Source organism: Listeria floridensis FSL S10-1187, from assembly GCF_000525875.1.
Lineage (GTDB): Bacteria > Bacillota > Bacilli > Lactobacillales > Listeriaceae > Listeria > Listeria floridensis.
Map to the genome: position 1 here is coordinate 26,152 of NZ_AODF01000004.1, position 19,546 is coordinate 45,697.

Annotated in this window: 17 protein-coding genes and 3 pseudogenes; 2 read left to right on the forward strand and 18 right to left on the reverse strand. The window is 43.7% G+C overall.

The window, feature by feature from the left end; all coding sequences use genetic code 11:
• Window positions 1-6 precede the first annotated feature (6 nt).
• From MFLO_RS02485 to MFLO_RS02495, 3 genes are all read right to left on the reverse strand, one after another.
• Complete coding sequence (locus MFLO_RS02485; RefSeq protein ID WP_036096146.1) at window positions 7-393, reverse strand: YlqD family protein; 387 nt, start codon at window positions 391-393, stop codon at window positions 7-9.
• A 90-nt stretch (window positions 394-483) separates the two neighbouring features.
• Window positions 484-933 carry a YdcF family protein gene (locus MFLO_RS02490; protein ID WP_241433513.1) on the reverse strand — a complete coding sequence of 150 codons (450 nt, stop codon included), beginning with the start codon at window positions 931-933 and terminating at the stop codon, window positions 484-486.
• 218 nt (window positions 934-1,151) lie between these two features.
• On the reverse strand, window positions 1,152-1,898 hold the full coding sequence (locus MFLO_RS02495) for a gamma-glutamyl-gamma-aminobutyrate hydrolase family protein (protein ID WP_036096223.1): 747 nt from the start codon (window positions 1,896-1,898) through the stop codon (window positions 1,152-1,154).
• A 194-nt stretch (window positions 1,899-2,092) separates the two neighbouring features.
• Here MFLO_RS02495 and MFLO_RS02500 point away from each other — a divergent pair, with 194 nt between their 5' ends.
• Window positions 2,093-3,211 (forward strand): S-(hydroxymethyl)glutathione dehydrogenase/class III alcohol dehydrogenase, encoded by a 1,119-nt coding sequence (locus MFLO_RS02500; protein WP_036096147.1) that lies wholly within the window; start codon window positions 2,093-2,095, stop codon window positions 3,209-3,211.
• A gap of 5 nt (window positions 3,212-3,216) precedes the next feature.
• Window positions 3,217-4,056, forward strand: a complete 840-nt coding sequence (gene fghA, locus MFLO_RS02505; RefSeq protein WP_036096148.1) for an S-formylglutathione hydrolase — start codon at window positions 3,217-3,219, stop codon at window positions 4,054-4,056.
• 77 nt (window positions 4,057-4,133) lie between these two features.
• Here fghA and MFLO_RS02510 read toward each other — a convergent pair whose 3' ends face one another.
• From MFLO_RS02510 to fapR, 15 genes and pseudogenes are all read right to left on the reverse strand, one after another.
• Entirely contained in the window at window positions 4,134-4,364 is a 231-nt protein-coding gene (locus MFLO_RS02510; RefSeq protein WP_036096149.1) for a KH domain-containing protein, read from the reverse strand.
• Window positions 4,365-4,379: 15 nt separating this feature from the next.
• The gene (gene rpsP / locus MFLO_RS02515; protein ID WP_036096151.1) at window positions 4,380-4,652 is read right to left on the reverse strand and encodes a 30S ribosomal protein S16; all 273 of its coding nucleotides are present in this window, start codon (window positions 4,650-4,652) and stop codon (window positions 4,380-4,382) included.
• A 92-nt stretch (window positions 4,653-4,744) separates the two neighbouring features.
• The gene (locus tag MFLO_RS02520) at window positions 4,745-6,382 is read right to left on the reverse strand and encodes a hypothetical protein (RefSeq protein ID WP_036096153.1); all 1,638 of its coding nucleotides are present in this window, start codon (window positions 6,380-6,382) and stop codon (window positions 4,745-4,747) included.
• A 65-nt stretch (window positions 6,383-6,447) separates the two neighbouring features.
• Entirely contained in the window at window positions 6,448-7,083 is a 636-nt protein-coding gene (locus tag MFLO_RS17120; protein WP_420912510.1) for an LPXTG cell wall anchor domain-containing protein, read from the reverse strand.
• 87 nt (window positions 7,084-7,170) lie between these two features.
• Window positions 7,171-8,103 (reverse strand): annotated as a pseudogene (locus MFLO_RS17125) (Lmo1799 family Asp-Ala repeat surface protein); the annotation flags it as partial.
• A 477-nt stretch (window positions 8,104-8,580) separates the two neighbouring features.
• Window positions 8,581-9,939, reverse strand: a complete 1,359-nt coding sequence (gene ffh, locus MFLO_RS02530; RefSeq protein WP_036096154.1) for a signal recognition particle protein — start codon at window positions 9,937-9,939, stop codon at window positions 8,581-8,583.
• Window positions 9,940-9,951: 12 nt separating this feature from the next.
• Window positions 9,952-10,264, reverse strand: a pseudogene (locus MFLO_RS02535) (putative DNA-binding protein).
• Window positions 10,265-10,400: 136 nt separating this feature from the next.
• Window positions 10,401-11,372 (reverse strand): signal recognition particle-docking protein FtsY, encoded by a 972-nt coding sequence (gene ftsY / locus MFLO_RS02540; RefSeq protein WP_036096156.1) that lies wholly within the window; start codon window positions 11,370-11,372, stop codon window positions 10,401-10,403.
• A gap of 35 nt (window positions 11,373-11,407) precedes the next feature.
• Window positions 11,408-14,969, reverse strand: a pseudogene (gene smc, locus MFLO_RS02545) (chromosome segregation protein SMC).
• A gap of 18 nt (window positions 14,970-14,987) precedes the next feature.
• The gene (gene rnc, locus MFLO_RS02550) at window positions 14,988-15,677 is read right to left on the reverse strand and encodes a ribonuclease III (protein ID WP_036096158.1); all 690 of its coding nucleotides are present in this window, start codon (window positions 15,675-15,677) and stop codon (window positions 14,988-14,990) included.
• Between the two features lie 177 nt (window positions 15,678-15,854).
• Window positions 15,855-16,091, reverse strand: a complete 237-nt coding sequence (locus tag MFLO_RS02555; protein WP_036096159.1) for an acyl carrier protein — start codon at window positions 16,089-16,091, stop codon at window positions 15,855-15,857.
• 62 nt (window positions 16,092-16,153) lie between these two features.
• A complete protein-coding gene (gene fabG / locus MFLO_RS02560) occupies window positions 16,154-16,900 on the reverse strand; it encodes a 3-oxoacyl-[acyl-carrier-protein] reductase (RefSeq protein ID WP_036096161.1) in 747 nt (248 codons plus the stop codon).
• On the reverse strand, window positions 16,901-17,842 hold the full coding sequence (fabD, locus tag MFLO_RS02565; protein WP_036096162.1) for an ACP S-malonyltransferase: 942 nt from the start codon (window positions 17,840-17,842) through the stop codon (window positions 16,901-16,903). It abuts the gene before it with no gap.
• Entirely contained in the window at window positions 17,835-18,845 is a 1,011-nt protein-coding gene (gene plsX / locus MFLO_RS02570; RefSeq protein ID WP_036096164.1) for a phosphate acyltransferase PlsX, read from the reverse strand. The genes fabD and plsX overlap by 8 nt, the downstream gene beginning before the upstream one ends.
• Window positions 18,842-19,432: a transcription factor FapR gene (gene fapR, locus MFLO_RS02575; RefSeq protein ID WP_036096165.1), complete on the reverse strand. Its 591-nt coding sequence runs from the start codon at window positions 19,430-19,432 to the stop codon at window positions 18,842-18,844. The genes plsX and fapR overlap by 4 nt, the downstream gene beginning before the upstream one ends.
• Window positions 19,433-19,546 lie beyond the last annotated feature (114 nt).

A 19,546-nucleotide genomic window follows, 5' to 3' on the forward strand; every position in this document is an offset into this window, starting at 1 on the left:
ACACCTCTAACGTATTTCAGTCACTATTCCGTCTGTTACGACAATAGTCTTATTAAATAGTGAAGCATCCCACTTATCGCCAACAGCAATTTCTGCTAAGGCTTCCATTTCACGCTCGCGAATCTCGCTGCCAAGCGGTAAGGTTTGCAGTTGTTCAACTTGAAAGTCTACCAGTTTGATTTTTTCCTTGCGAAGATGCACTTCTCTTTCAAAATAATCACTTACTTGTTCTCTTTGGAATTTATTTTTATGCTCAACTTTCTTTTGTTCAAACAAAAGCTGTTCACGTTCCTTTTCAAGTGTTTGCCGCTGCGTCTCATAATATTCTAAAAGCTCGGCGCGGCTTTTTTCAGTAAGTACTTGTTTTACAGTGATTTTCTGGATAATCTGCATCTAAATCCCCCCCGCCTGCACAAGTTTATACTTCTATTCTATCAGTTCAGAGCAGGATTACCAATGAATTTACTAAAATAACGATTATTTTTAACGGTCAAAAAACAGTCCGTAGCTAATCGAAGCCGCTTCTCGCACATAATTTCTAAAGCGTGAATCTGATTTTGTCTTTGCTGGAGAACCCGACGCGTCAATTTCTGCACGTTTTGCAAGTAGAAGCGCTCGGTACATATGATAATCACTTGTAATGATTACCGTTTTCCCGAGCGCAAACTTTGTTTTGGAATTCAGCAAGTTTTCAGCAGTTCGACTGGAATGCGCTTCCGTTTGAATGAGTGATTCAGAAATCCCCTGATCCATCAAATAATGCTTCATCACCTTCGCCTCAGGTTCCGTTTCATCTTCTCCTTGTCCTCCGCTTACAATCACTTGTTTAACGTGATTATTTCTCAAAAAAGAAACCGCTTGATCCAGCCGTTCTTGTAAAATTTTACTAGGTTTTGCTGGATCACCTTCTACTTTCGCACCAAGTACAATCACAGTATCAGGATTACGCTTCGGCTCTTTTTTTTGCTCCTTGAATCATAAGCACCGCTAAAATAATTAAATAAAGCAGTACCACACTTACAAGCACTAGTATAAAAAGCTGCATTTTTTTTCTTCAACTCCTCTGCCCCTTCCCATCTTGTTGTCTGCATTTGCAATCTTAGCAAATCAACTTTAAGAAAGGTTTAAAAGAAAGAAAAGATAAGCACAAATTATCGCTTATCTTTTCCTGCCGTTTTTTTCGTTTCTTCCACAAATAAAGCAAAAAGTGCTTCACTTTCCGGATCTTTATCATACATTAATTCAGGATGCCACTGCACCCCAAGCAACCAGTTTCCAGTTCCTTTACCTTCTACTGCCTCAACCATACCGTCTTTTGTTCGTCCTGTCACTTCGAGTTGATTAGCAACTTGTTTAATATATTGATGATGTAAACTGTTTACCCGTTTCTCTACTGAATGAACCGTCGCAAGAATACTTTCAGGATCAATCTCAACCGTATGAGAAGGAAGCTGATCGTCCGCCCGTTGCAAATGTTGCAGTAAGCCTGATTCTTTCACATAAGAACCGTCTTGATAAAGCGATCCACCGAGTGCCACATTAACGAGCTGCATACCGCGGCAAACCGCTAGAATCGGCTTCCCAAGCTTCATTGATTCCTCAATTAGCGCAATCTCAGAATGATCACGCGGCGGAAAATAATTGCCAATCTCAGGAAGCGGCTCTTCTCGGTAGAATTGTGGCGTAATATCTTGCCCGCCCGTCATTAATAAGCCATCAACAAGCCCAATAGCTTGTTTAGCAGCCTCTGCATCGCCCACTGGGATTACAAGCGGCAGCCCACCAACCTTTTGAATCGCATCGACATAACGTTGCTGCGTATATGTTACACGGTGTCCGTAAAATATATCGGCACCTTTTACTAGTTCATTTCCTGTAATTCCTATGATAGGTTTCATCATTACTAACCTCCATTCCACATTCATATATTGTAACTTATTTCCCCAAAAAAAGGCTCTCCTAATGCCTAGAAAACGCCATTTCAGTAAATTTATTCCGCTGAAACCGAATTCATTTCCCGCGAAAACTCCATCTCACTATGTTAAAATGCAAATGAAACACAAAATAATATACATAAAGGAGTGGAAGTTTTATGAAATCACGAGCAGCCGTAGCATTTGCTCCCGGAGAGCCGCTTCAACTTGTCGAAATTGATGTAGCTCCCCCAAAGAAAGGTGAAGTATTAGTTAAAATTGATTTTACTTCCGTCTGCCATACCGACGCCTTTACCTTATCCGGTGATGATCCCGAAGGCGTCTTCCCTGCCGTACTAGGCCATGAAGGCGGCGGAACCGTTGTCGAAGTAGGAGAAGGCGTTACAACCGTTGCTCCTGGCGACCACGTTATTCCGCTTTATACCGCCGAATGTGGCGAGTGCAAATTCTGCAAATCAGGTAAAACTAACCTCTGCAGCGCCGTCCGCGAAACTCAAGGAAAAGGTCTAATGCCAGACGGGACAACACGCTTTTCCTACCAAGGCAAACCCGTTTACCACTATATGGGGACAAGTACCTTCAGCGAATATACCATTATCTCTGAAATCTCCCTTGCCAAAATCAATCCTGCTGCACCGCTTGATAAAGTCTGTTTGCTTGGTTGCGGCGTAACAACAGGTCTTGGGGCAGTTGACCACACCGCCAAAGTAGAACCTGGATCAACCGTAGCCGTATTTGGACTTGGCGCAATCGGCCTTGCTGTAATTCAAGGTGCCGTAAAAGCCCGCGCCGGACGAATCATCGCAATCGACTTAAACGAAGATAAATTCACACTTGCACGCGAAATGGGGGCCACAGATTTCCTAAACCCCTCCAAGTTTGACCAGCCGATTCAAGAAATCATCATTGAAATGACAGACGGCGGTGTCGATTACAGCTTTGAGTGTATCGGAAACGTTGACGTCATGCGCTCTGCACTCGAATGCTGCCACAAAGGCTGGGGTGAAAGCATCATCATCGGTGTTGCCGGAGCCGGCAAAGAAATCCACACCCGTCCTTTCCAACTTGTCACTGGCCGAGTTTGGCGCGGTTCAGCTTTTGGCGGCGTAAAAGGCCGAACCGAACTTCCAGGAATGGTCGAAGAAGCAATGAATGGAAAAATCCAGCTTGATCCGTTTATCACCCACCGAATGCCATTTGACGAAATCAATCAAGCTTTTGATTTGTTACACAGCGGCGAGTCGATCCGAACCGTCCTATCTTATGAAAAGGAGTGACTGCATTGCCAAAAAAACCACTTGAACAACTTGAAAACCATCACAGTTTCGGCGGAACCCAACTGAAATACCGCCATGATTCTGCCGTACTCGATTGCCCGATGACATTCAGCTTATTCCTGCCAGATACCCATAAATTCCCGCACCCTCCACTTCTATGGTGGCTATCCGGTCTTTCCTCGACCGATGACAATTTTACTCATAAAGCAGGAGCCCAGCGTACAGCAGCCGAACTCGGTATCGCCATTTTGATTCCTGATACAAGTCCGCGCGGCGAGCATGTCGCTGACGATCCTGAGTATGATCTTGGTCAAGGCGCAGGTTTCTATCTCGATGCGACTGAGGCACCGTGGAGTGAACATTATCAGATGTACCGCTACCTGACCGAGGAGCTATCCGATCTAATTAAACAGCATTTCACTTTTAGCGGCAAAGAAGCCATCTCTGGGCACTCAATGGGTGGTCACGGGGCGCTTGTGATTGGACTGAAAAACCCGACACGATTTAGCTCCATTTCTGCATTTGCACCGATTTTATCGCCAAGTCAAGTTCCTTGGGGCATAAGAGCCTTCACAAATTATCTTGGCAAGGTCAACCAAATTTCTTGGAAAAACTGGGATGCATCCGAGCTGATTCAAGCGGTAACGTACCAAGTGCCTATCCTAATTCACCAAGGGAGACAAGACCCGTTTCTTGCCGAGCAGCTCGATCCGGCGTATTTTCTTTCCAAAACAGCTCCCGACTATCCGCTCACTTATCACCTTGTTGATGGTTACGATCACAGTTACTATTTTGTGGCGAGCTTTATCGAAGCACATTTACGGTTTCATGCCCAGCATTTTTAAACAGGTCACAGGCAAGAAGTGCTTATATGCAAAAAATCCGTTTCCCTAATAATAGGGAAACGGATTTTTTCTCTAAACTAGTCGATAATTTCAAGTCGAACCTTTTTGTCCGCCTTGAGTCCTGCTGCGTAAACAAGCGTGCGAATCGCTTTTGCAATCCGACCTTGCTTGCCGATTACACGACCCATATCTTCTTTGTTTACAGATAGCTTATAAAAGCATGTCGATTCTGTTTCTTCTTTTGCAAGCGAAACATCATCTGGATGGTCAACAAGCGGCTTTACGATGGCGAGAATCAAATCTTCCATTCGCACTTAGCCTCCTTATTTACCTAATTTTTGGTTATGGAATTTTTCCATGATGCCTTTGTCAGAAAACAAATGGCGAACAGTGTCAGAAGGTTTTGCACCATTGTGCATCCATTTCAAAACTGCTTCTTCGTCGATTTTAACTTCAGCAGGATCTACAAGCGGGTTGTAAGTTCCAACTGTTTCAATCGAACGGCCGTCACGCGGGAAACGCGAGTCAGCAACTACAATACGGTAAAAAGGCTTTTTATTCGAGCCCATGCGTTTTAAACGAATTTTAACTGCCATGTTTAGTTACACCTCCATAATGTCTTACACAAGTATATATATTACCAGTAAAGGATTTGTTTGTAAAGTGTTTTTTCTTTACAGCGTAATATTTATACTTTTTCCCTCAAAAATCCAGTTTTAAGGAGGTGATAAAATTTCGTATAACCGGAAATGTTATGTTCAACATCATCAATTCTGACACGGAATGAATGATGCCGTATAAAGAAGCTATTAGTAATTCTTTCTGGGTTCTTGAAATAGATTGCCACTTCTGGATAAAACAATCCGTTGAGTTGATAGTTCGCTCGTTTTTTAATCGTTTCAACAAGCCTGTCGCGCGAAAACTCCTCCGTAAATCCAGCCGGAAGCGGAATATCTTTTTCATAAAGCTCATAAGCAGCCGTTGTAAGTTCTAAAAACGTTGGAAAAGTCGTCTCACGATTGAAAATAAAATCGAGCGCATCAAAAGCATTTTTCATTCCAAATGACAGATATTTTTCATCTGGAAAATATTTCGTAATTTCATTCGCCGCATAACTCAGCCAGTGATCGTGATTCTGCCAAAAGTTCTTAGCAATAAAGTGATCAAAGGCTTTCTCAGCTCCGCGCAAGAAATCTTCCGTTCGGTCAACTTCATAAAGACGAAGCAACCCAAGAACAGCCTCTCCTTCGTAATAAATAATACGAAAAGGATCTTTCACTTCAAGCGACGGATAATCGAGCACATGAATAAACGAACCGTCGTCTTCCTGAAGTCTGAGGATTCCATATGCAAGTTTTCTTGCAAGTAAAATATCGCTTTTATCGTCTGTAATCTGCATATACTTTGAGAATGCAAGTAGTGCAGCAGCATTTGCTCCGAGCTTAATTTCACGCATTTCCGGCTCAATCATATAAGCAAAATCTTCTTTTTCAAAAATAAAGTTTTCCTTTAAATAAACGAGTGCTTGAGTAGCGCGCTCGAGTATTTTTGAGTTACCTGAAAGCTCATACGCTTCGAGCATCGAATAGAGGCTAGACGCATGCCGCAGTGTGTTGTAGTGCTTAATCGTTTTATCGAAACATGAGAAATAGCCGTAATGGAATTCCCCTGTTTTTTTCACTTGTTCAGCTAAGTATAACCCAGCATTTTCTACAACTTCCTTTACACGCTCCGGCGAAAGCGATTCATTTCGCGTTCCGTGATAAAGCGAGTCCGTATGTAAAGGAAACCATTCCGTTCCATCAAAAAACCAGCCATACGTATTGAAAGTCGTTACATTCGTATAACCGTTTAATTCAAGCTGACCATTATTTTTACCAGTTTGCATCAAATAGCGATTCAAGTTCGTCACATTGAGACAAATTTCTTCCTTACCAGATTTTAAAATAGCATTTCCGTTTAGCTCTTGCTCAAGAAGTGCAAATGAAAAGTTTTTATCGAAAGCGATACCGCGGCGATAATAATTTTTCTTTGTTGCAAGAACCTCTTGATTCCACTCATAGAGCGGCATATCTGCGTAGTCGAAAGCAATATCAATTTTCAAAGAGACAGCGCCTGAGTCTTGCCATTTTCTGGCTGTTTTTTTCATTTCATTCATCAAACTCCGAAGCGAAAGATAGCTGAAATTAAGGACATGTGCTCTTTTTTCCTTGTAACCGATCGTCAAAAAACCATTCCATTTCATCTCATAAGTTACATTTTCCTTAGACAAAAGGAATTCTGTCACTTCATTTTCTATTCCCCTAAAAGCTGCTTCAAAAGACATTAAAAACAACTCCTTTAAAAGCTGCCCACCCATTCAAGCGAATAGGTGGGACAGCCCTCTATTTTTTATTTACTTGCTTTTTTTCTGCGTTTCCCAAACAGAAGTCCACCAAGAGCAGCGAGCATTCCGGCACCGATCCAAGGAGCGGCCTTACTTTCCGTATCTCCAGTTTTCGGAAGCCATACACCGTTTCCAGAACTGCTTGAAAGGTCACTTGCCCCAGAACCAACCGTATAAGTGAGAGTTCCGCTTCCGCCGCTAGTAGAAACCGGCATTACTTTCGTAGGAAGATGACCACTTCCAGAGCCGTTTCCAGATCCTGAACCATCGCCATCCGCATCGGAATCGGCATCTGCGTCGGCATCCGCATCAGAGTCTGAATCAGAATCTGAGTCAGCATCGGCGTCAGCGTCAGAATCGGCATCCGCATCAGCGTCGGCATCTGTATCATCCATACCCGGTTGAACAACAGCTACGACAGTAGAGCCTGTTTTCGACCGTTGAGCATTTGTTGCAGTAAGGGAGAATCCAACGATATCCCCTGCACTTAGAACCGTTCCATCTGGAAGAGTGACCCTAAACGAACCATCGGCACTTACAGGAACATTGTGAATAACCGTTCCGTCTGGAAGATAAACATTAACTGTAAATGTCGTTCCAGCAGGAGCAGCAGCAATTGCAGCGCGAATCATAGCTTGCATTGCTTTATAAGGAGTTTCCCCGGTAATCACCTTATCCCCCGCCCGAATCGGGTCAATCGAAGGCTGATCAACCAAGAAATCTCTCCAATCAATATCCACATCTGAGTCAGCGTCGGCATCTGCGTCGGCATCCGCATCAGCGTCAGCATCCGCATCAGCGTCAGCATCCGCATCAGCGTCAGCATCCGCATCTGCATCTGCGTCAGCATCCGCATCCGCGTCAGCATCCGCATCTGCATCGGCATCAGCGTCGGCATCCGCATCTGCATCGGCGTCGGCATCAGCATCGGCATCAGCGTCGGCATCCGCATCCGCATCAGCGTCGGCATCCGCGTCAGCATCCCCAATTTCAGTATCTAACATTGTTTTAGCTGCTCCGCTTGAAAGCAAGTCAATATCTAAAAGACCGTCACCGCTTCGAGCAGCGAATTCTAATTTCCCATCGCTTGAAGCCGGCAAAGCCATAATTCCAAGTGCTGCAAGATCAATTGTCAATGTAAATGTATTCGTGGCAAGCACTCCAACAGAAACAAGATTGTAATCAATCTTCGCTCCAATCGCGTTGTGCACAGTATCTAAAATTAAATTATTTCCAGTTACAGTTCCAGTCTTCGGCGGAAGCCCAATTGGCCCAACCTGTACAACTGGGATACTATATCCAATTGTCGTATATGATCTGACATTCGGATTTGAAAGTAAGCTTGTAAGCTCAGAAGGTAATTGGAAGTACGTATAGTAACTAGGAATTACCCCAACCCCTGCTAATTGCGTCCCTGATAAAGTTAATGTCAGCTTCCCGTTCGCATAAACAGGATTTAAATTGGAATTTCCAAGCAAATCAAGTGTTGCAGCATCAACACTTACATCTCCGATTTGAATACCATGTTTTAACCCGTCAAAATTAACCGAAACCGGAGCAACCATCATTGTCGTCGTTGTTACAAGGGCTGCAATCAGTTTGGCTTTTTGTGCACGTTTCACATTTAAACTGCGCTTATAATCCATCTTTCTATTTCCCATTTATTTTCCCCCCTATTGCCATTTGGCAAATCCATTCACTCAAATCAAGGGGTTTTCTCTATTGTTTTTCCTATTTGCTTCACCAGGCTGTTTGTGATCCCCACGCCAACAATAAACTAACAACCGTAACGCACAAAAGTAACTTTTCAGAATTATAGACCTATACATATCCCTCCTAACATTTGTTCTCTATGTAATTGTGTTGAGTTATTTACAATATAAGGAGTTGGACACAAAAAATAAAGCAAAAAGAACTAGAACTCAAAAAACAGTACTTTTGGTTATGATTCGATAAAAAGTTATAGCAAAATCCCTATTAAGTCACGTTTTTTAGACTTTGGACTAATTGTAAATAGGTATATAGAACTATTGAATACATAGTTTTCAACAGTTTTCAAAAAATAACAATCCTTATCCAGATTAACAAAACCAATAGAAAAAGGCAAAGCGTGAGCTTTGCCTTTTTCAAAATCCGCCTTAAAACGGCATCTTAAAATTCCCAAATGGATTCTTTTTTTTCTTACCTTTTCCGCCCATTCCGCCAGACATTTGCTTCATCATTTTCTTCATTTCATTGAACTGTTTCAGCAAACGATTGACTTCTTGAATTGGTCTTCCGCTTCCGCGAGCAATCCGCTTACGACGATTGGCATTGATGATATCTGGATTATCTTTTTCCATTTTCGTCATCGATTTAATTATCGCTTCAATATGCCCAAGCTGCTTATCATCCACTTGCATATTATCGAGGCCTTTCATTTTATTCGCCCCAGGAAGCATTTTTAAAAGTTCATCGAGCGGTCCCATTTGCTTCACTTGCTGGAGCTGATCAAGAAAATCATCGAGTGTCATCGAGTTCTCTTTAATTTTTTGCTCCATTTCCCGCATCTTATCTTGGTCAACATCCGTTTGTGCCTTCTCAATCAAGGAGAGAACATCGCCCATTCCAAGAATCCGTGAAGCCATCCGGTCTGGGTGGAAACTTTCAAGAGCCTCCATTTTTTCGCCCATCCCGACAAACTTAATTGGTTTCCCAGTTACAGCACGAATTGATAGTGCGGCACCGCCGCGCGTATCGCCATCAAGTTTCGTCAAGACAACTCCGGTTACACCAAGCTGCTCATTGAAGCTTTCTGCCACGTTTACGGCATCTTGACCCGTCATAGAATCAACGACAAGCAGAATTTCAGACGGAGAAGCCACTTCCTTGACTTCCTTTAATTCCCCCATCAATTCCTCATCAATGTGAAGACGTCCCGCTGTATCAATTAAGACATAATCAAGATGTTCTTCTTTCGCTTTCGCGATGGCCTGTTTGGCGATTTCAACCGGGCTGACTTGGTCTCCCAGTGAGAAAACAGGCATATTCAGTTGTTTTCCAAGCGTCTCCAGTTGCTTAATTGCCGCTGGGCGGTAAATATCAGCAGCCACGAGCAGCGGTTTGCGGTTATATTTTTTCCTAAGCAAATTTGCGAGCTTCCCAGTCGTTGTAGTTTTCCCGGCCCCTTGAAGACCGACCATCATCACAACCGTCGGCGGCTTGTCGGCCACTTCCATTTTGCTTTCTTCTCCGCCCATCAAATTTGTTAGTTCTTCTTGGACGATTTTAATAACTTGCTGACCTGGCGTTAAGCTCTTCATAACATCCGAACCTACCGCACGTTCACTTACCGTTTTAATAAAGTTTTTGACAACCTTAAAGTTAACATCGGCTTCAAGAAGTGCAAGCCGAACTTCACGCATCATTTCTTTTACATCAGCTTCGGTGACTTTCCCTTTGCCGCGAATTTTATTCATCGTTTCTTGAAGTCTTCCAGCTAATCCTTCAAATGCCATAAATCTGGCCTCCTAATCTATTTTCTTCAACTCGAAAAACAGCTGCTCGATCGTCTCATCTTGCAAGCCCGCAGCATGATAAGCCTCTGTGAGCTTTGTTAAAAGCTGCTCGCGTTTCATATATTTTTCAAGCATACCAAGTTTTTTTTTCATAGTTTTCAAGACTATCTTCCGTTCGCTTAATATTATCATAGACGGCTTGACGGCTCACTTCAAATTCTTCCGCAATTTCGCCAAGCGAAAAATCATCTAAATAATAAAGCGAAATGTAAGCCTTTTGTTTTTCAGTTAATAATCCTTCGTAAAAATCAAACAACAAATTCATCCGAGTTGTCTTATCAAACAAACGAAACACCTCTTCCTTTCTCTAGATTACGTGTTTAGTCAAAGAATGTCAACCGGAAAAAGACTAGAACAAATTTGTGAGTAATGAACCCCACCTTGTTCTAGTCCTACCTGCTTTATTTGCTTTCCTGATCGATCAAATCTGCAAACAGACCATAAACATAATCCGTTGCATCAAACGGTTCAAGATCATCTATTTTTTCGCCGAGCCCAACAAATTTAACCGGAATTTGAAGTTCATTCCGAATCGCAATCACGATGCCGCCTTTCGCGGTGCCGTCTAGTTTCGTCAAGACTATCCCGCTGACATCCGTCGCCTCCTTAAATTGTTTTGCCTGCACCAGTGCATTTTGCCCCGTTGTTGCATCGAGAACTAGCAATACTTCATGAGGTGCATCCGGAATTTCTCGCGTAATGACACGCTTCACTTTTTCAAGCTCATTCATCAAATTAACTTTATTTTGAAGCCGCCCAGCCGTATCGCAAAGTAGCACATCTGCTTGTTTCGCTTTCGCCGATTGAACCGCATCAAAAACTACAGCCGCCGGGTCGCCACCTTCTGCATGCTTGATGATATCAACACCGGCGCGTTCGCTCCACACTTCCAGCTGATCAATTGCGCCCGCTCGGAACGTGTCGCCCGCCGCAAGAACCACTTTTTTACCTTCTGATTTGAACTGATGCGCGAGTTTTCCAATCGTTGTTGTTTTACCCACTCCGTTCACACCGACAAACAAAATGACTGTGAGTGCATTTTCCTGCATATTCAGCCCAGCTTCGGCGTCACTGTCCCCCTGATAAATCGCGACGAGCTTTTCAACGATCACTTCCTCAACTTGCTTTGGATCGCTGATATTGCGCAGTTTCACTTCTTTTTTTAACTCATCAACGAGCTCCATCACGGTTTCAAAGCCAACATCCGCGCCGATCAAAACTTCCTCAACATCATCAAAAAAATCTTCATCGACTTTCCGGTAGCGCGACATGATTTCATTTAACTTCCCAGAAAAACTGCTACGTGTTTTCGTCAAGCCTTCCTTGTACTTTTCCGTTGTTTCTTCATTTTGCCCTGTGATTTTATCTTTTATTTTTTTTGAAAAAAAGTCATCGAATTTGTTCTCCTTTACTTAATCAATTCGGCGGTTTCTTCCAGTCTGACCGATACAAGCTTTGAAACACCCGATTCTTGCATTGTAACCCCATAAAGGACATCGGCTTCTTCCATTGTTCCCTTACGGTGCGTGATCACAATAAACTGCGTTGTTTCATCAATTTTTTTGAGGTAACGGCTAAACCGTACTACATTCGCTTCATCAAGCGCCGCTTCCACTTCATCGAGAATACAAAACGGTACCGGCCGGACACGGATAATCGCGAACAATAGTGCAATCGCCGTAAGCGCCCGCTCGCCGCCGGAACGAAGCGATAAATTTTGCAGTTTTTTACCAGGCGGCTGTGCCACAATGTCAATCCCGGTCGTGAGAAGATCCTCAGGGTTAAGCAAAACGAGCTCCGCCTTCCCGCCGCCAAATAGCTCAGGAAAAACGATCGCAAATTCATGCTTAATCGCTTCAAAACTTTCACCGAAGCGTTTCTTCACTTCGTCATCCATTTCATCCATCACTTGGAATAACGTTTCCTTTGCATTTAAAAGGTCATCCCGTTGGCTATTCAAGAATTCAAACCGTTCTTTAATCCGGTCAAACTCTTCAATCGCTCCAATATTAACCACACCAAGCTCTTCGATCGAACGCTTCAGCATTCGTACTTTACTTCGCAGCACATCTTCTTCAAGCTCAGGAACACCTCGCTCTGCCGCTTCTTCCGGGGTAAGCATATACGCTTCTAACAGCCGGTCCGTGCGATTTTTCAGATCAACTTCGCTCCGCCCGATTTCAATCTCAGCTTGGTTTTTCTGCTCTGCATAAAAGCTTGCTTGATTATTTTGATCTGTCAGTTTCGCTTCAAGCGCGGCAATTTCTGTTTGCAGCTCCGCCCGAAGCGCGTTCTTCGTTTCGATGGCTTCCGCTGTCTCAGCCTTTTTACGACGCAGTTTTTCAATCTCACGTCCGGCTTCTTCTGCTGACGTTTCAACCGTTGTAATGTTAGCTTTTAGCGCCTTTATTTTTTCTTCCGCCGCTTCCTTTTGAGAATAGCTATCTTGGAGTGTTTCATCTACCCGTGCAACATCATTTGTTGCCGATTGAAGCTGTTCCTTCTGCGCCGCCATTTTCACTTCAAGCGCCGCAAAAATCTCTTGATCGGCTTCTTTCTTACTGCTTGCGGCTTTGCTTTCTTCTGTAAGCTTGCTCACTTCGCGGTCAAGCGCTTCAATCTCGGCCGCTAAGTCCGCTTTCTTGCGTTCAAGCTCAGCTTGCCGCTCAAATAGTTCCGCTTTTTCTGCTTCCCCATTTTTCTTTTCAATATCATAAAGCGAGAGCTGTTTATTCACACGCTCAAACGCTTCTTGTTCACGTTCAGTACGACTTTTCATTTCATTTTCGCGTAAACGTAAATTTTCACCGATTTGACGGGTTTCTTCCAGTTCTTCACGTTTATTTGCGAGGCTTGCCTTTACTTGTTTCACGTGTTCTTCATATTTCTGTGTTTCCGCTTCAAGCATCGCAAGCGATTTTTCAAGCTGTTCAAGTTCAAGTTTACGTGTCATGATCGACGATTTACCTTGCTTCGCCGCCCCGCCCGTCATCGAACCGCCAGCATTTACAACATCACCGTCAAGCGTCACGACGCGGAAACGATGGTTCACAAGTCGCGCAAGTCCCGTTGCTCCGCGTAAGTCTTTAGCAAGAATCGTGGTACCGAGTACATTTAGCACCACCGGAGCAAACGTATCATTATAACGAACTACATCTGACCCGAGTGCCACAAAAGCTGGTTCATTTTGAAGCGCCTTTAGCGTTGCCGCTGGAATCTCACGTGGCTTGATTGTCGAAAGTGGCAAGAACGTTGCCCGCCCAGCACGAGTTTTCTTCAAATACTGAATTGCCTCGCGCGCCGCTTTATCATCCTGAACGACAACATGCTGCGCACTGGCGGAAAGCGCAATCTCCATAGCTTTTTGATACGCTTCTGGAATTTCAATCAGTTCGACAAGCGCGCCATTAATGCCTGAAAGTTCATCTTTCGCCTTTAAAACTTCACGTACGCCTTGAAAAAAGCCGGCATAATCATCTTGCAACTCGCCAAGCGTTTCCTTGCGTGATTTTGTTTGCTGTACCTTTTCATAATGGCGGTAGAGCTCGCGTTCCGCTCGCTCAAATTCAGCTGCCTTCTTCTCAACAACCGCTGATACCTCCTGATAAATCCCCAGCTGTTCCGCGAGTTCTTCACCGATCGCCGCAAGTTCTGCTGCACTTTGCTCTGTCCGCTTGGCTTGTTCTTCCCGTGCCTTTAGATGTTCCCGATTTTCATGGTCGAGCCGCTCTGTGCGCGCATTTTGCTGTATGATTTCGCGTTCCAAGTGACTGAGGTCATTGCGAATCGTCGTCTCTTCATATTTCAGCTCAAATAAATCGCTCTTTCGAGTCTCGATTGCTTCTTCCGAAAGTGCATCATAATGTTTCAGCTTTTCAAGCAACACTTTACGTTCTTTTGCTGAAACTTCATACGCGGTTTCTTTTTCGCGTTTCCGCTCTAACAAATTACGTTTTTCTGCTTCAAGTGTCTCGATTTTCGCAAGTGCTTGAAGCAGTGTTTGCTGCTGTTCGGTTTCATTTTCGCTACCGTGTTTTTTTTCGTTCAAGCACAAGGTTACGTTCACCTTCAAGCTGTTCCAATCGTTCGGTTTCAAGAAGCAAATCGCTTCGCAATACTTCAAGATCGGCATCAACTTCGGTTACGTTTTCTTTTCGACCAAATAGATCATTTTCAAGCTTTGTGATTTTTTGACGCAGCTCAATAAGGATCGACTGATTTTCCATGAAATTTGCACGACTTTTTTCAAGATTCGCCGCGATAGACTCCATTTCAAACGCAAGCAAACCCACTTCATATTTTTCAAGTTCTTCTTGTTGATACAAATAATCTTTGGCAATTGAAGCCTGCATCTCAAGCGGTTCAAGCTGTCCTTCAAGTTCATAAAGAATATCTTGAACCCGGTTCAAGTTTTCTTCAGTTTCAAACAACTTATTTTCAGCTTGTTTCTTACGATTTTTATATTTTAAAACACCCGCTGCTTCTTCAAAGATTGAACGGCGCTCTTCTGGCTTACTGTTCAAGATTTCATCAATTTTCCCCTGCGAGATAATCGACATGGATTCCCGGCCAAGCCCAGAATCCATAAATAAATCTACAATATCTTTTAAACGGCACGTTTGCTTATTTATCAAAAATTCACTGTCTCCATTTCGATAAATCCGCCGCGTAACCACCACTTCACTATAATCGACCGGTAAAAAGCGGTCGTTATTTTCCAAAACCAAAGAAACCTCAGCAAAATTAATCGGTTTTCTTGTGTCGCTACCTGCAAAAATGACATCGCCCATGCGCCCGCCGCGTAAGCTTTTTGCAGATTGTTCACCTAGAACCCAGCGGATCGCTTCGGTGATGTTGCTCTTACCGCTGCCGTTTGGACCGACAACCGCTGTCATTCCGGGAACGAAATCAATCGCTACTTTATCAGCAAACGATTTGAAGCCATTCATTTCCAGTCGTTTTAAAAGCAAACCGCTTCTCTCCTTTCTTTACTGATGCATCAGTTTACTAACGGCAAATTCTGCCGCATTTTGTTCCGCTTGTTTTTTCGTTCGCCCAGTTCCTCTTCCAAGAACTTGACCATTGACGATAACTTGCGCTTCAAAGGCCTTATTATGCGCCGGCCCGGTTTCGCCAAGAATATCATATTCGATCAAAACATCTCGATCGCGCTGTACAATTTCTTGAAGCTGTGTTTTATAATCTACTGTTTCAAGAAAGGCTCCAGCATCAATTTTTGGAAATACAATCCGCTCTAAAAATTGAATCACTTTTTGAAGCCCATTATCTAAATAAAGCGCACCGATGAACGCTTCAAACACATCTGCAAGAAGTGCCGGGCGCGTTCTTCCGCCAGCCTTTTCTTCGCCTTTTCCAAGACGAACATATTTTGAAAAATGCACACTATCCGCAAACTCAACAAGTGACGGCTCGCAAACAATCGCAGCACGCATTTTCGTCATTTGACCTTCAGCCATATCTGGATACTTTTTGAATAAATAATCGGAAACGGTCAGCTCTAGGACAGCATCTCCGAGAAACTCCAAACGTTCATTGTCTTTTAAATGTTCTTTACGGTGTTCATTGACATAAGAAGAATGTGTAAACGCCGTTTGCAGCAAACTAAGTTCCTTGAAACTAAACCCTACGCTTTCCTGCAACTCTTCCCAAATATTCATGAACTTGTTCCTCCTTCTCTTTACTAGTCAAGTTCATTTTCTAAACAGCTAAATAACAGCAAGCTGCTTAGAAAATAAACCATCTGACGTTAGAAAAAGAGGCTGTCAAATCGCTTCTCCTTCGCCTAAGCTTTAGAACAAAGCGACTGGACACCCTCGTTTATCTCGTCACTGAAATTATGCATTTGCCTCTATGTACTTCACTGCATCGCCTACTGTAGCGATGTTTTCAGCGTCGTCATCAGAGATTTCTACTCCAAACTCATCTTCAAGTTCCATTACAAGTTCAACTACATCTAGAGAATCAGCCCCTAGATCATCTTTAAAGGAAGCTTCTAAAGTTACTTTAGATTCTTCGACGCCTAAACGGTCAACGATGATTTTTGTAACTTTTTCCAATACTTGTTCTGCCATGGTTATACTTCACCTCCCTCCAAGTATTATAGCGGAAAACATGACGCGCGTAAACAGTTAATTTACATGTTCATTCCGCCGTCAACAGAGAGGACTTGCCCCGTGATATAACTCGCATTGTCGCTTGCAAGGAAATAAACGGCATTCGCAATATCCGCTGTTTTTCCGTAAGCATGTAGCGGAATTTGTTCAAGCATCATTTCCTTTGTTTTCTCATCCAGTTCAGCTGTCATTTCAGTTTCAATAAAGCCCGGTGCAACAGCATTCACATTAATACCACGCGGTGCAAGTTCACGAGCTGTTGTTTTCGTAAGGCCAATCATACCGGCTTTGCTTGCAACGTAGTTGGCTTGGCCGGCGTTTCCGATGATGCCGACAACGGAAGCCATATTGATGATTTTTCCAGCGCGTTGCTTCATCATAATTCGGCTTACTGCTTTTGTTGTCAGGAAGGTGCCTTTCAGATTGATATTAATTACATCATCCCATTCTTCTTCTTTCATCCGCATCAAGAGATTATCGCGTGTAATGCCGGCATTGTTTACGAGGATATCAATGCGGCCAAAACGCTCCATCACTTCCTTAAAGAAAGCATCCACATCTTCTGGGCTCGATACGTCTGCTTTCATTGCTTCTGCTTCGACACCGTATTCGCTCAAAAGATCAAGCGTTTCCTTGGCTGCATCAGCACGACCACCATAATTGAAAAAGATGTTTGCTCCTTCCTTCGCAAGTTTCAAAACAATTTCACGGCCGATGCCGCGCGAGCCACCCGTTACGACAGCTACTTTCCCGCTAAGAGTTCCCATTTATTTTCCTCCTTTAAGTTCTGCTATGACCGCTTCAAGGCTTTCAAGGTCAAAAGCATTTAGTACCTTAACCTCACGATTAATTTTTTTCACGAGACCAGAAGCCACTTTTCCGGCGCCGATTTCGACAAAAGTATCAACCCCTGCTTCGATTAAAGCTTCAACCGATTGTTCAAAACGGACTGGAGAATAAATTTGGCGAATTAGTTTATCTTCGAGAAGTGCTTTATCTGTAAGCGGTTCTGCATCAACGTTGTTCACAACCGGAATATCTCCGTCAAGAAGTGTTACCGTTTTAAGAACAGCACCGAATTTTTCAGCCGCAGGTTTCATTAATGCCGAGTGAAACGGACCGCTTACAGCAAGTGGCATAACGCGTTTAGCTCCTGCTGCTTTCAGTTCTTCTGCCGCTTTGTCGATTCCTGCTTTCGTCCCAGAAATCACGATTTGCCCTGGACAATTATAGTTCGCAATTTGAACAGGTTCGCTTTTCGCGATTTCTGCCGTTACGTGTTCGATCGTTTCTGCATCAAGACCAAGCACAGCTGCCATCGCACCCGCACCGTCCGGAACTGCTGCTTCCATCAGTTTGCCACGCTCATGAACCAAATAAATCGCATCTTCTTCCGAGAGAAAACCAGCGGCAACAAGGGCGCTATATTCGCCAAGACTATGCCCGATTGCATAATCTGCCTTAATTCCTGCTGTTTCAAGAGCACGCAAAATGGCTACACTCGTTGCGACGAGGGCAGGTTGCGCATTTTCCGATTTCGTAAGCAGTTCGATCGGTCCTTCTGTAATGATATCTGTCAGCGAAAAACCTAGTTTGGCATCGGCTTTTTCAAAAACCGCTTTCGCTTCTGGATATGTTGCACTTACATCTTGACCCATTCCGACTTTTTGCGAACCTTGACCGGGAAATACAAAAGCTATCTTATTCATTCGTTTGTCCTCCTAATCTACCTTGATCGATTTCTGCTTTAATCGTTTCAACAACTTGTTTTTCAACCATATCACGCGCTTGGCGGATCGTCGTAAAAATGCCGTGCGCATTCGATGAACCGTGCGCTTTAATTACCGGAGCTTGAACGCCGAACAAGCAAGCACCGCCGTATTCGCTGTAATCCATTTTTGCCCGTAGCGAAAGCAGATCTTTTTTCAAAACACCCGCCGCGAGTTTATTTTTAAAACTGCCCATCAAGCTCATCTTAAGCATCGAGAAAAAGGCAGCACCGGTTCCTTCCAGACTTTTCAACACCATGTTTCCTGTAAATCCGTCCGTAACAACCACATCCGCCACGTCCATCAGTAAATCACGAGATTCAATATTTCCGATAAAATGATAAGCCGATTGTTCTTTCATCAGTTCATAGGTTTTCTTTGTAAGTTCGTTTCCCTTCGTTGCTTCCGTCCCGATGTTGAGCAACCCGATTCGCGGTTTTTCAATCTTGCGCACCTGCTCCGCATAAATCGAGCCCATCAATCCAAATTGCAGCAAATGCTCCGGTTTCGCATCCGAATTCGCCCCAAGATCAAGCATCACAAACCCTTTTCCACTAATCGTCGGAAGCGTTGGTGCAAGCGCTGGACGATCAATCCCTTTGATTCGTCCGACAACAAAAAGTCCGGTTGACATTAGCGCACCAGTATTGCCCGCAGAAATACAGGCGTCTGCTTCACCGTCTTTTACAGCTTGGGCAGCAAGCACCATCGAAGAATTCTTTTTGCGTTTCACAGCGCGAACCGGCTCATCATCACTTTCAATTTTTTCATCTGTATGTACAATGGTGACACGCGTCTTATCCGTCAAGTGTTCCAAAATCTCTTCTTCTTTTCCAAAAAGAATAAATTCCACATCTTTAAACTGGCTGGCCGCTTCCATTACACCGAGAACAATTTCTTTCGGCGCGTTGTCCCCGCCCATCGCATCAATCGCTATTTTCATTTTTCGTCAGTCCTTTTACTTTTTTCTGTAGCATGGTACATTTCAAACTTACCCTTCAAAACAACCTCGTCGCCGACAAAACTTCGGACATCAACAATCGTAATCGTCCGTTTTCCAGTTTGCTGCCTCACAAATGCCTTAGAGACTACGCGTTCGCCGAGTTTTACTTGGCGGACAAAACGCACAGTTGCTTGTGTTGTAAGTGCAAGTTCGTTCGGAATAACTGCTGTCGCAAGCGAATTCGCTTGCGCAAACAAATGATGTCCCCTTGCAATTTTATTTCGCTTGAAGACATGCTCCTCGCGCACATCAAAAATCGAAATGGCACTCTTATTCAGCTCAATGTCAATAATTTCACCGATAATTTCTTCAAGCGGCAAACTTTTGACCGAATCTGCAAAGTTCTCACTTGCCACATGTTTAATCCGCTCACGCAGTTCTGGAATCGACAGTGCCACACGATCAAGTCGTACAGTTTGCACACTGACATTAAATTTCTTCGCCAAGTCATCATCCGTGATAAACGGATTTTCTTCGATGACTTCGCGCAGCCTTGTTTGCCGTTCCTTCTTCGGATATTTTTTCATTCGACTTCCCCATCTCTTTTGTTTCATGATACTAATACCAGCTACTAAATTTCGGGTAAAAAAACGGGACAGGAAAAATCGAAGAATTCTCCCATCCGAACGTCGATTTGCAAG